Raw genomic sequence first — 13,230 nt, forward strand, 5'->3', positions numbered from 1 at the left:
CGAATTGATTGATATTATTTGGGAAAAAGTGAAGCAGATACTTTCTTCCAGACTGCTTCCCATTTCATTGATATTTATATTTTTATTCAGTTTATTGGTAAACCGGATTTTTACCCTTCAGATCGTGGAAGGGGAAGAACATTCTCAGGACCTTTCATTAAAATACACAAAAACCAGAGAAATTAAAAGTACCAGAGGTAATATTTATGATAGAAACGGAATTTTACTGGCTTATAACAAATTGACCTATTCCGTAGTATTGGAAGAAAGTACAGAGCTTACAACTAACGAAGAAAAAAATGACATGCTTTATCAGTTGATATTATTATTAGAAAAGTATGGCAATACTATAGAAAGTGAATTTGGCATAGCCGTTGATGAGGATGGTAAGTTATATTTTACTGTTGATGATAAAGCGGAACTTAGGTTTAAGAGGGATGTTTATGGAAAACGTTCCGTAGATGAACTGACGAAAGACCAAAAAGCTGCAACAGCAGAAGAAGTGTTTGAGTATTTACGGTACGGAGATAAAAAATACAATCCGATGTTTAATATTTCTGAAGAATATTCTTTAAAAGACACATTAAAAATTATGACTTTAAGATATGCCATCTATACGAATTATCCGAAATATAATCAGATAATTATTTCTTCCAATGTAAGCGATGAAACAGTAGCTGCCATATATGAAAACAGTTCCACACTTCCGGGAGTCGGAATTGCGCAGCAGACGAACCGTGTTTATAATGACAGTATCTATAATTCGCAGATTTTGGGATATACAGGATTAATTAACTCGGATGAATTGGAGGGTCTGCCTGAGGATTCCGAATATAACAATTCGGATATTATCGGTAAGACAGGAATTGAAAAGGTATATGAATCCTATTTAGCCGGGAAAAAAGGTCTGGAGACGATATCAGTTAACTCCGCTGGTAAGTTTCTGGATGTTTTGGAACGTAAAAATCCGGTTGCAGGCGGAGATGTCTATCTGACAATCGACGATAAGCTTCAAAAAGCTTATTATAAGATTATAGAAAGGCATCTGGCAGGTATTCTTCTTTCGAAAATAAATAACAGCACGGATGCCGGAACCAGGGGTACTTCATCAAAAGATATCCGAATTCCAATATATGATGTATACTTTGCATTAATAAATAATAACGTTATTGATGTGAATGCATTTACGGAAGATGATGCAACCAGCTTAGAGAAACAGGTACATCAGAAATTTTTAACGAAGCAGGATGAAGTTCTGGGTGAACTGGACAATTTACTGGATATAAACAGTACAACTGTTAACAGTGCGGCTTCAGAAGAAATGCAGGATTATTTATCTTATATCTACGAGAAATTAGAAGATAGTGATGTTTTAATTGCATCTAAAAATCAAATAAGCAATGATACAATGTTGGTATCTGCCATAGACCAGGATGACAGTACGTATAAGGACTATGTAAACGATAAAATAAGTCTCAGCAAGTTCCTGCAATATGCAATATCTAAGAATTGGATAGATCTGACAAAGTTAAATATTGGAGATGCTTATTTCAGTACGGATGAACTATATGAAAAACTCCTGGATTATATTAAAAAACTCTTATTAGAAGACAACACTTTTCATAAAAAAATATACAAGGATTTGGTATATTCGTACAAATTGTCAGGAACAGAAATTTGTCTTTTATTATTTGACCAAGGTGTGTTAAAATATAATGAGGAAGAAATTTCAAAATTAGAGAACGGAACGACTTCCGCATATTCTTTTATAACGGGTAAGATTAAAAAACTTGAAATTACACCTGCTCAGTTGGCTCTGGATCCCTGTAGTGCTTCCATTGTTGTAACAGATGTAAAAACAGGTGATGTGTTAGCACTGGTATCCTATCCGAGTTATGACAATAATAAATTTGCTAACAAAATTGATCCCGGATATTACACCAAAGTGAATAATGATCTTACGTATCCATCCATTAATCGTGCCACGAAGCAAAGGACAGCACCAGGTTCTACTTTTAAGATGGTTACTGCTACAGCGGGTTTGGAAGAGGGAGTATTGGGCCCTGCGGAAACAATTTACGATCATTATGAATTTGATAAAATTACTCCGTCACCACATTGTTGGTCTACTGCCAGCCATGGTTCCATAGATGTAACAACTGCACTGGAAGTATCCTGTAACTATTTCTTTTATGAGTTAGGCTGGCGTTTGGGACTTGACAGTACAGGAGTAAACAGAGATCAGCTTGGACTGGAAAAACTTGCCAAATACGCCTCGCTTTATGGGCTGGACAGAAAGTCGGGTATTGAGTTAGAAGAAGCAGAACCCAAGATTTCCGATGAAGGATCGGTGCGGTCTGCCATCGGTCAAGGTACCAATAGTTATACACCTGTACAGTTAGCCCGTTATTTAACTGCGGTAGCAACAAGCGGTACGCTGTATGACTTAACCCTTATTGATAAAGTTGTTGATAAAGATGGTTCAGTTATATTGGATAATAAAGCAAAATCAAAAGAAATAAAACAGGTAAGTGATAGCACATGGAATCTGGTACATGAGGGCATGTATAAGGTTGCCAATGGCAGCCGAAGTTCTTCTTCCTATGTATTTAAAGATCTGCCTTATAAAGTAGCAGGCAAAACCGGTACCGCACAGGAAAGTACCTTAAGAGCGAATCATGCATTGTTTTTGTCCTATGGGCCTTATGAAAATCCTGAAATATCAGTTGCTGTTGTAATTCCCAATGGTTATGCTTCCGGTAATGCAGTCGAACTTGCACGTGATATTTATAGCTATTATTTTGATGTAAAAGATAAAGATAAATTAGTTAACGGTGATGCAATTTTACCGGAATCTGATTCACCGACTTTTACGGATTAATGTGAATCATAATATAAAATCGGTAACTATTCAGCACTGCGGTTCATACGAACATTGTTTGAAAACACTTCGATTTTCTCAAGCAGACTGAATAGTTACAATAAATTAATCCATCCGGGAGGTATTCATGAATAATCCAGTCATTATAAAAGGTAATAAATATGGCATCGTTGTAGTACTGGATGCTGAAATGGAATTTGAAGAACTGAAAGATAAAATTGCGGAAAAGTTTCGTGATTCTTCGAAATTTTTTGAAAAAGCACAGATGGCGATCAGTTTTGAGGGAAGAAAATTAACCAATGAGGAGCAGCGTGATATTTTAAATATTATTGCTGAAGAAACAGATCTTCATGTTGTATGTGTCATAGAGAATGACCCGCAGAAAGAAATAGTATTTAAAAAAGCCCTAGACGAAAAATTGATGGAACTTTCTAATACAACAGGTCAATTTTATAAAGGGAATCTCAGGTCGGGACAGGTTTTGGAATCAGAAACCAGCATAATTGTTATAGGTGATGTAAACCCGGGTGCCCGTATTGTGTCAAAAGGTAATATTATTGTATTAGGATCATTAAAAGGAACGGTATTTGCCGGTGCTACCGGAAATACGAATTCTTTTGTTCTGGCCCTTGCAATGAATCCGGTTCAAATCCGAATCGCAGATACGATTGCAAGATCTCCGGACAAACCTGCGAAAGACGGCTTAAAAGAAACAAAAATTGCATTTTTAGAGGATGGCAATATCTATATTGAGCCTTTAAGTAAAGAGGTTTTAAATGATATCAATATATAATATTTCATTTTTATATAATTTAGTTTAAATTATTAGAATAAAAATTCTATATTCGGAAAGTAAAAAGCTTAAAATTTAAAAAGTAATTTCCGAGAAGTTAGATTATAGGAATAAAAAACGTATTCCTATAATCGGATGCACGGCGAAGAAAGCATCGCCTATTCTCAGAAATTTGAGAAGCAATTTCCGAGAAGTTAGATTATAGGAATAAAAAACGTATTCCTATAATCGGATGCACGGCGAAAAAAGCATCGCCTATTCTCAGAAATTTGAGAAGCAATTTCCGAGAAGTTAGATTATAGGAATAAAAAACGTATTCCTATAATCGGATGCACGGCGAAAAAAGCATCGCCTATTCTCAGAAATTTGAGAAGCAATTTCCGAGAAGTTATATTAATGAATCTTTTGGAGGAAATCAGTAATGGGTGAAGTAATCGTAGTAACATCCGGTAAGGGTGGAGTAGGTAAAACAACAACAACTGCAAATGTTGGAACCGGTTTAGCGAAACTAGATAAAAAGGTTGTGTTAATTGATACAGATATAGGGTTGAGAAATCTTGACGTAGTTATGGGACTTGAAAACCGAATCGTCTATAATCTTGTAGATGTTATCGAGGGAAATTGCAGAATCAAGCAGGCATTAATAAAAGATAAACGGTATCCAAACCTTTACTTATTGCCATCTGCGCAGACGAGAGATAAAACAGCCGTAACTCCGGAGCAGATGAGAAAATTAGCAGATGAATTAAGAGATGAATTTGATTACATATTAATGGACTGTCCAGCAGGTATTGAACAAGGGTTTAAAAATGCAATAGCCGGAGCAGACAGAGCATTAGTAGTTACTACTCCTGAAGTATCCGCAGTACGTGATGCGGATCGAATCATAGGCTTACTGGAAGCAAATGAAATGAAGCAGACTCACTTAATCGTTAACAGACTCAGAATGGATATGGTAAAACGCGGAGATATGATGTCAAGCTCTGATGTTGTTGAAATTCTGGCAGTAGATTTAATAGGAGTTGTTCCGGATGATGAAAACATAGTTATATCAACTAATCAAGGTGAACCGTTAGTTGGTTCTGATACTTTAGCCGGACAAGCATATTTGAATATATGCCGCAGAATACTTGGAGAGGATATTCCGTATTTAGATTTAAACGGTAAACAGGGATTTTTGGGTAAGCTTGCTAATCTACTAAAGAAAAACTAACTGAGAGGGATAGTATGATGAGTTTGGCGGATTTCTTCAAGAAAAAAACGTCCAGTAACGTGGCTAAAGATCGGTTGAAATTAGTACTTGTTTCCGATCGTGCCGGCTGTTCTCCTGAGATTATGGAACAGATAAAAAATGATATTATAACTGTAATATCAAGATACATTGAGATCGATTTAGAGGGATTAGATATTAAAATAACCCAGACTGAATCAGAAGGAAATAACGGAGTTGTTCCAGCGCTTTTTGCAAATATTCCGATAAAAGATCTTAAAACCAACAAAAAATAAGGATGATTTGCATGTTTCAATTTAAGCAGTACAATATAAAACATTATGATATATCCATGATGTTTTTGGTTATAATTTTAAGTGGTATAGGTGCTTACCTGGTACGCTTGGTAGAAACGGAAGGAGAAGGGTTATTTACCAAGCAGATATTAGGTATAATACTTGGTGTTTTTGTCCTGGTAGTAGTATCCTTAATTGATTATCATTTTATCAGCCAGTTTTATATTATCTTGTATATAATAAATCTGGTATTATTAGTAGCTGTCAGAATTGGCGGAGTTACGATTAATAGTTCGAAAAGATGGTTGCAGATAGGACCAATTCAGTTCCAACCATCCGAATTAAGTAAGATCATAACAATAATAGTTCTAGCAAAATTATTTACTATATTTCGTGATAAAATGAATAAATTCTATGTTCTTTTATTAACAGGAATACTTACTGCAATACCAACTTTTTTTATATTAATCCAGACAAATCTATCAACCAGTATTGTTATTATGTTTGTGTTTGTCATAATGATTTTTGGAGCCGGATTAAGTTATAAGATAATACTGCCAATCCTGATAATCGGTGTACCAGCTATTTTAGGATTATTGTGGTGTATTGATCAGAATTATGATATCTTTTTCTTAACGGACTATCAACAGACCCGTATCGAATCATTTTTAAATCCTGAAGCAGATACTTCCAATGCAACCATGTATCAGCAGGATAATTCCATACAGGTAATCGGTTCCGGTAAATTAATCGGTAAATTACTCACAGAGGGTGAAGAATCCTTGCAAAGTGATACTTATGTACCAATTTCTGAGAGTGATTTTATTTTCTCTGTTATTGGAGAAGCACTTGGATTTATTGGCGGATGTGTTATAATAGTTATATTATCCATCATAATTTTTAAGTGTATCAGTATAGCTTATCATGCACCGGATTTTATTGGAATGTTAATAGCAATTGGTGTGGCCTCCATGTTTATGTTCCAGGTATTTGTGAATATCGGAGTTGCCACTGCACTGCTTCCAAATACCGGTATACCGCTGCCCTTTGTAAGTTATGGTTTAAGTTCCATGATCAGCAGTATGATAGCAATTGGATTAGTTATGAATATCAGTTTACAGAGAAAAAATAAAAGGGGGTAAAACCATATGAATATTGGAATGATTGCACATGACGCAAAAAAGAAATTAATGCAGAATTTTTGTATAGCATATCGTGGAATTTTGAATAAACACGAGCTGTATGCGACCGGTACTACCGGAAGATTAATTGAAGAAGTAACAAATCTTAATGTTCATAAATATCTTGCAGGACATCTTGGTGGTGAACAACAGATGGGAGCACAAATCGAACACAATCAAATAGATCTGGTTATTTTTTTAAGGGATCCGCTTTCACCTAAATCTCATGAACCTGATGTGAATAATGTTGTTAAATTGTGTGATACTCATAATATACCTTTGGCGACTAATCTTGCGACCGCTGAATTATTGATTAAGGCATTGGACCGCGGAGATCTGGATTGGCGTGAAATATTTAAAGCATAAAATGCTAGCATTAATATGGAATGGGTGTAAATCATGAAGAAAAAGTTAATATATATTGTTATGTCACTTACAATTTTAACAGGGTGTTCAAAATCTACCGATGTTTTATTACCTTATTCTGAAACAGATAATTTAATAAGTAATGAAAATAATATTGGCACGGATGAAGTATCAGATTTCTTTGCAAGTGATCTGACAATTATTCCTGATGAACTAAATCATATGGAGGATTCCAGTATAACTGCTACATCAGCACTAATTGTTAATGCCAGTGATGATGTAGTATTGTATGCCAATAATGTTTATGAACGTATGTATCCTGCCAGCCTGACCAAATTAATTACTGCTTTAGTAGTATTAAAAGAAGCAAATTTAAAAGATACGGTAACTATAAGTTATAATGCTTCCCATATAACAGAAAGCGGTGCGAAATTATGCGGTTTTAAGGAAGGGGATAAAATTAATTTAGAAGACTTATTAAACTGTCTATTAGTATATTCCGGAAATGATGCCGGTGCTGCTATTGCAGAGCATATAGGGGGAAGCCTGGAAGGTTTTGCAAAAAAGATGAATGAAACAGCAAAAAGTGTAGGTGCTGTGCATTCTAATTTCATTAATCCGCATGGATTGCATGATGATAATCATTATACTACAGCTTACGATTTATATTTGATTTTCAATGAATTACTTAAATATGATAAATTTGTATCCATTATTAATCAGGAAAGTTATACTGCTACTTATAAAGATGCAGAAGGCCAGGCTGTAACGAAAGAATTTGCTACCACAAACCGTTATTTAAAAGGAACAGAGAAAGCTCCGGATGGTGTAACAGTTGTTGGCGGGAAGACAGGTACAACCAGTAAAGCAGGTAATTGCCTTATTCTTTATAGTAAAGATAGCCAGAATAAATCATATATCTCTTTAATATTACAAGCAGATGGTGGTAATAGTTTATTTTCACAAATGACTCATTTATTAGATAAGATTAATTAATCAATTTCTATTTTTTGGTTGTTTTTTGAGTGATAATATACTATAATTATTTTATATTAATTATTTATTTATACATATCACCCAAATTTTGTACACATCTTAAGGAGGAGATTACAATGATACAGATTATTGCAGGCGAAAAAGGTAAAGGCAAAACCAAAATCTTAATTGAAAGAGTAAATTCCGCAGTAAAAGAAGCAAAAGGTAGTATTGTTTATCTTGACAAAAGCAACAAGCATATGTACGAATTAAGTAATAAAATAAGATTAATCAATGTGAAAGACTATTGTATCGAAAATTACAGTGAATTTATAGGCTTTATCTGTGGACTTATTTCACAGGATCACGACTTGGAAGCAATATATCTGGATAGTTTCTTGAAGATTGCTTATTCTGAAGGACCTAACATCTCCTTAATCCTTGAGAAATTAGAACATATATCAAAAGAATTTAATATAGATTTTGTAATTAGTATCTCTTTAAATGAAGCCGATTTTCCCGAAAATGTAAAAAATAATATTGTTGTATCCTTATAAATAAATATTTAATATGAATCCATAGATGAAAGATATTAGAATATATATCTAACTATCCTAAATTTTATAAATAAATAGCTGCGGCACATTAGTGCCGCTTTTTTGTCTCCTAGGACGATTCTTCTCCTAGGACGATTCTTCTTATGGGACAAAAATCCTCCGGGGATGCGCACGAATGCCAAAGGTAGATTTCTTTGTCGTTTATACCCTGCCGACTCCTCTTACTGACTTTTACATTTACATGATAAAAGACATCCGCTAATAGCAGATGTCTTATATTTTGACATTAGAAAAACGTAAAGTATAAATAAAAAAATAATTTTAAATTAATATGCGTTTTTCCAAAGCCAAATTGTTTGAAAAAAGTATGAGTTGCTGAAACTTTTTACAAACAAATCATTAAGTTTTTAAATTAATTACTCCGTATTGCTTAATTATTCGTTGCGCAGTCTTCCAAAATAACTTAATGCATATAATCCGGCAATACCGACAACGGCATAGATAACTCTTGATATCCATGTCATATCACCAAAAATTACTCTTACCAGGTCGAATCCCAAGAATCCGATTAAGCCCCAGTTGATGGCTCCGATAATAACTAAACACAATGCTATATAATCTACTGTTTTCAATTGATTACCTCCTTTTTGTTGCATTAATTATTGTTACCATTTTTATGCTTAATATTCCTAAAGAGAATTTGTAAAAAAGTACATTTAGGGCTTTTATTATTTGTTAAATAAAAGTATAATATAACTTATCAGAAATTGCTCTTTAATTTCTGATAAAAGGCGCTGTTTTTGCGCCGTACATCCGACTATAGGAACGTGTTTTTTGTTCCTATAGTATAACTTATCAGAAATTGCTCTTTAATTTCTGATAAAAGGCGCTGTTTTTGCGCCGTACATCCGACTATAGGAACGTGTTTTTGTTCCTATAATATGTAGGAACTGGCAAGGAGGAAGTTTATTTGAGTTCGGGTAAAAAAATCGCTAGATATCGTAAACGTAAAAGTATTAATATTGGCTTTTTAGTATTCCTAATTATATTTGTATACGTTTTAATTACTGTTTATATATATTTAACAAAAGACCACTTAACTATTTACGAAGTAAAAGAAGGGTCAACATCCGATGATAGTTTATTTACAGGTATTATTCTACGAGATGAAGAAGTTCTTACCACCAATACGGCAGGATATATTAATTATTATCATGGAGATGGCGACAGGGTTTCTAAAAATTCAACTATTTATTCGGTGGATGAAAATAAAAATTCTTATGACTTAATCGGCAATACTGAAAATGCAGTAAATTTATCTCCGGAAGATACCATGAAATTTAAGAATGAGATAACCAGTTTTCAAAAAATTTATCAAGACAGTAATTATAAGTCTGTTTATAACTTTAAATATAATATGGAAAATTCCGTATTAGAAATCGTTAATAACAGTAAACTAGCTAAGCTTCAGAGTGTATTGAAAGATAATGGGACAAGCAGTACTTTTAAAGTAGTAAAATCGAAAACCAGTGGAATAATTACATATAGTGTAGATGGTATGGAGGATCTTACTAAAGATTCCGTAACCGCAGAAAATTTTAAATCGGATTCCTACAAAAAGACCCAGCTTCGTACAATGGACCTAATAGAAAAGGGCAGACCGGTATATAAAATTGTAAAAAGCGATAAATGGAGTATTGTTATATTGCTGGATAAAGATCAATACAAGAAATTAAGTGATATGGAATCCGTTCGTATTATTTTTTCAGATGACGGTCTTTCAACTATTGTACCTATAAGTGTTTACCAAAAAGGTACTGATTATTTTGCAAAACTGGATTTGGATAAATTTATGATTCGTTATATTAATCAAAGATTTATCAATGTTGAAATTAAAGTGAATTCTGCGGAAGGTCTTAAAATACCAGTTTCTTCAATTGTTGAAAAAGATTTTTATCAAATTCCATTGGATTATTTTACAGTTGGCGGTGACAGTGGAAGTAACGGTTTAATAAAAGAAACCTATAAAGATAATGGTGATGTGGATTATGTATTTTTTCCGGCAGATATTTATTACCGCGATGAAAAGTATGGTTATATTGATGCAAGATTATTTGAATCCGGTGATAGAATTCATAATGAAAAAACAGATGAGCAATTTAATATAAGCCAAAAACAAACTTTAGAGGGCGTATTTAATGTAAATAAAGGATATGCAGTTTTCAGGCGTATCGAAGTCTTATATGAAAATGAAGAATATTGTATTATAAAAGAAGGCACCGAATACGGCTTGTCCGTTTATGATCATATAGCACTGGATGGTAAAACAGCTGTTGAACAAAAAATTATTTATTAATGGATACGTTATAGCTATATGATGTATTGAAATTAATTATTTTCCCAACTTAATGAATAATAAATGAAAGGGGATATCACTTTGATAAAAGAGAATCTTTTTAGCGTAGAGCAGAATATACTGGCAGCATGTAAAAGAGCTGGACGTAAAAGAGAAGAGGTAACTTTAATAGCCGTAAGTAAAACAAAACCGGTTTCTATGATTCAAGAAGTACTAGAGGAAGGAATACTGGATTTTGGTGAAAATAAGGTACAGGAATTGACTGCCAAATTTGAAGTATTGCCAAATAATTTGAGATGGCATTTAATTGGACATTTGCAGACAAATAAGGTAAAATACATTGTAGATAAAGCGGTTTTTATTCATTCTGTTGATTCTTATAAACTCGCGGAACAGATTAATAAAGAAGCAGCCAAAAAAGGAATCATCAGCAATATTTTAATTGAAGTTAATATTGCCAGAGAAGAAACAAAATACGGGGTATTTGCTGAGGAAACTTATCCCTTAATTCAGGAAATAGCTAAGTTAAATAACATTCGTGTGAGAGGACTTATGACAATTGCACCTTTCGTAGATAATCCTGAGAAAAATAGGGAGCATTTTAGAAATTTGCGACAATTAAATATTGACATCAAAATGAAAAACATTGATAATGTTAGTATGGATGTACTTTCAATGGGGATGACAGGCGATTATGAAATTGCCATTGAAGAGGGTGCGACAATGATACGAGTTGGGACAGGTATTTTCGGAGAGCGTGATTATTCGATATAACTAATGCAGTAAATTAAAAAATAATTCGTTATGTAGAATTATGTTGGATAGGAGATTTGGCATATGGCAAATATATTTAAGAACATATTAGATTCACTAAAATTGACAGAAGATGATGACTATGATGATTACGTCAGTGAAGAAGAAGAAAAAGAGGCAAAACGTGTTGAAAGATTAGAACGTAAAGCTTCAAAACAGCAGGTTCGTCCAATATACGAAAAGAAGAACCGACACCTGTTATAAACACCATGACAAATGAACTTCGGAAAGATAAAGTGACAAAAATGGAGAGAACTACATCTAATAAAGTAGTTCCAATTCGTACTACACCAAAAGGTTTTGAAGTTTGCATCATGAAACCAACTACTTTTGAAGATTCACAGGATATTTGTGATATGCTTTTATCCGGCAGAGCTGCTGTTATTAATCTGGAAGGTTTTGATGTAGACCTGGCTCAGAGAATTATGGATTTTATATCTGGTTCGGTATATGCCATGAATGGGAAGCTTCATCAAATATCAAGTTATATATTTATAATTTCACCGGATACCGTTGATATATCCGGGGATTATCTTGATTTAATCCGCAGTGATGGATTTGAAGTACCGACTCTTAATAAGGAATTTTAGACGATATGATTAATAGGATATATGATGCATTGTACATTTTTTTTATTGTAATCGAGATGATTTTGTTTTTATATGTAATAACATCGTGGTTTCCAATTAACAATCGTTTTAAAAATTTAATTTGTTTTTTAATTGATCCTATCTTGGTACCGGTTCGATATTTATTAAAACACTCAATTTTTAATACACCTACGGCAGATTTATCACCGGTAATCGGTTTTGTTATAATTTTATTTTTACAGGAGTTTTTCTATATTCTTAAATAAACAAGGGACTTAATTATATTAAGAATATAAGAGATTCTATTGATGAAAAACAGGAGATAGGTATGAATAGCGATAAAGAGGAACAGATTCTTCGAAAGAGGATTTTGGATTTAGCGAGAGCAGCTGAAAATAAAGATATATGTACATATACTGACTTTCTGAACCTTAATGAAGCCAGTATATTCTTTCGTATAATAAAGGATATACCGAATGTGAATTATGACCTATTTGGCGGCTATAATGGTGCTGAAAGGAAAGTATTATGCTTTTACGGAGATAATTCTGTAAAAGCTTTTTCAGATTACATCACCTGCATTCAAATTCTTCCTTTAAACAAAAAATTTAGTGACGACTTAAATCATCGAGATTTTTTAGGTTCGCTTATGAACCTTGGTATTGATCGTAGTAAAATTGGAGATATTCTGGTTAGAGAAAAGGAAGGATATGTATTTTGTGAGACTTCCATCAGCCAGTTCATTATAGATAATTTGGATAAAGTAAAGCATACTAATATAAAGTGCAGCGTTATGGATAAAGATGCCCCGGATATTCAACCGAGATTTCAGGAAATACGCGGGTCTGTCTCCTCTGCCAGATTGGATTCTATCATTGCTTTAGCGTTTAATTCCTCCAGAACCAGTATATTGGGATTGATTTCGGGAGGAAGAGTATTTGTTGATGGTAAATTAATAGAATCCAACAGTTATATGTTAAAAGAAGAGGAAACGGTATCCGTACGTGGGCTGGGTAAATTTATTTATAAAGGGATGCAGAATCAGTCCAAAAAAGGAAGATATTTTGTGGTGGTATTAAAATATATCTAATTTTTTCTTTTAAATAGCTGCACATATTAAAATCAATGAATGCTTATGCAGCAACAAGGAATGTATGTAACAGAATCATTAAATATATAGATCTGAAATGATGAATGCTTATAGCAGAAACA

The 13,230-nt window shown here is 33.4% G+C and carries 15 protein-coding genes; 14 read left to right on the forward strand and 1 reads right to left on the reverse strand.

What is annotated here, in order from left to right:
• Positions 1 to 4: 4 nt before the first annotated feature.
• The 8 genes from Ana3638_RS16810 (at position 5) to Ana3638_RS16845 (ending at position 8,259) form a co-directional block, all read left to right on the forward strand.
• Positions 5 to 2,881 carry a penicillin-binding transpeptidase domain-containing protein gene (locus Ana3638_RS16810; RefSeq protein ID WP_161839071.1) on the forward strand — a complete coding sequence of 959 codons (2,877 nt, stop codon included), beginning with the start codon at positions 5 to 7 and terminating at the stop codon, positions 2,879 to 2,881.
• Between the two features lie 127 nt (positions 2,882 to 3,008).
• The gene (gene minC / locus Ana3638_RS16815) at positions 3,009 to 3,674 is read left to right on the forward strand and encodes a septum site-determining protein MinC (protein WP_161839072.1); all 666 of its coding nucleotides are present in this window, start codon (positions 3,009 to 3,011) and stop codon (positions 3,672 to 3,674) included.
• A gap of 421 nt (positions 3,675 to 4,095) precedes the next feature.
• Positions 4,096 to 4,887: a septum site-determining protein MinD gene (gene minD / locus Ana3638_RS16820; protein WP_161839073.1), complete on the forward strand. Its 792-nt coding sequence runs from the start codon at positions 4,096 to 4,098 to the stop codon at positions 4,885 to 4,887.
• A 17-nt stretch (positions 4,888 to 4,904) separates the two neighbouring features.
• Positions 4,905 to 5,180, forward strand: a complete 276-nt coding sequence (gene minE, locus Ana3638_RS16825; RefSeq protein WP_161840597.1) for a cell division topological specificity factor MinE — start codon at positions 4,905 to 4,907, stop codon at positions 5,178 to 5,180.
• An 11-nt stretch (positions 5,181 to 5,191) separates the two neighbouring features.
• Positions 5,192 to 6,322 (forward strand): FtsW/RodA/SpoVE family cell cycle protein, encoded by a 1,131-nt coding sequence (locus tag Ana3638_RS16830; RefSeq protein WP_161839074.1) that lies wholly within the window; start codon positions 5,192 to 5,194, stop codon positions 6,320 to 6,322.
• Between the two features lie 6 nt (positions 6,323 to 6,328).
• Entirely contained in the window at positions 6,329 to 6,727 is a 399-nt protein-coding gene (locus Ana3638_RS16835; RefSeq protein ID WP_161839075.1) for a methylglyoxal synthase, read from the forward strand.
• Positions 6,728 to 6,760: 33 nt separating this feature from the next.
• Positions 6,761 to 7,723: a D-alanyl-D-alanine carboxypeptidase family protein gene (locus tag Ana3638_RS16840; RefSeq protein WP_161839076.1), complete on the forward strand. Its 963-nt coding sequence runs from the start codon at positions 6,761 to 6,763 to the stop codon at positions 7,721 to 7,723.
• 116 nt (positions 7,724 to 7,839) lie between these two features.
• On the forward strand, positions 7,840 to 8,259 hold the full coding sequence (locus tag Ana3638_RS16845; RefSeq protein WP_161839077.1) for a cupin domain-containing protein: 420 nt from the start codon (positions 7,840 to 7,842) through the stop codon (positions 8,257 to 8,259).
• A gap of 434 nt (positions 8,260 to 8,693) precedes the next feature.
• Here the strand turns inward: Ana3638_RS16845 and Ana3638_RS16850 are convergent, their stop codons facing one another.
• Positions 8,694 to 8,915, reverse strand: coding sequence for a DUF378 domain-containing protein (locus Ana3638_RS16850; RefSeq protein WP_334297118.1), 222 nt, complete (start codon positions 8,913 to 8,915; stop codon positions 8,694 to 8,696).
• 314 nt (positions 8,916 to 9,229) lie between these two features.
• On the opposite strand from Ana3638_RS16850, the gene Ana3638_RS16855 reads away from it, so the two are divergent.
• From Ana3638_RS16855 to Ana3638_RS16880, 6 genes are all read left to right on the forward strand, one after another.
• Complete coding sequence (locus tag Ana3638_RS16855) at positions 9,230 to 10,615, forward strand: HlyD family efflux transporter periplasmic adaptor subunit (protein ID WP_161839079.1); 1,386 nt, start codon at positions 9,230 to 9,232, stop codon at positions 10,613 to 10,615.
• An 81-nt stretch (positions 10,616 to 10,696) separates the two neighbouring features.
• Complete coding sequence (locus Ana3638_RS16860; RefSeq protein ID WP_161839080.1) at positions 10,697 to 11,389, forward strand: YggS family pyridoxal phosphate-dependent enzyme; 693 nt, start codon at positions 10,697 to 10,699, stop codon at positions 11,387 to 11,389.
• Between the two features lie 63 nt (positions 11,390 to 11,452).
• A complete protein-coding gene (locus Ana3638_RS16865) occupies positions 11,453 to 11,632 on the forward strand; it encodes a hypothetical protein (protein ID WP_161839081.1) in 180 nt (59 codons plus the stop codon).
• Between the two features lie 41 nt (positions 11,633 to 11,673).
• Complete coding sequence (locus tag Ana3638_RS16870) at positions 11,674 to 12,018, forward strand: cell division protein SepF (protein ID WP_161839082.1); 345 nt, start codon at positions 11,674 to 11,676, stop codon at positions 12,016 to 12,018.
• Between the two features lie 5 nt (positions 12,019 to 12,023).
• On the forward strand, positions 12,024 to 12,284 hold the full coding sequence (locus tag Ana3638_RS27100; protein WP_161839083.1) for a YggT family protein: 261 nt from the start codon (positions 12,024 to 12,026) through the stop codon (positions 12,282 to 12,284).
• 62 nt (positions 12,285 to 12,346) lie between these two features.
• Positions 12,347 to 13,108 carry a YlmH family RNA-binding protein gene (locus Ana3638_RS16880; RefSeq protein ID WP_161839084.1) on the forward strand — a complete coding sequence of 254 codons (762 nt, stop codon included), beginning with the start codon at positions 12,347 to 12,349 and terminating at the stop codon, positions 13,106 to 13,108.
• Positions 13,109 to 13,230: the final 122 nt, after the last annotated feature.

Origin of the sequence: Anaerocolumna sedimenticola (assembly GCF_009931695.1) — a bacterium.
Taxonomy (GTDB): domain Bacteria; phylum Bacillota; class Clostridia; order Lachnospirales; family Lachnospiraceae; genus Anaerocolumna; species Anaerocolumna sedimenticola.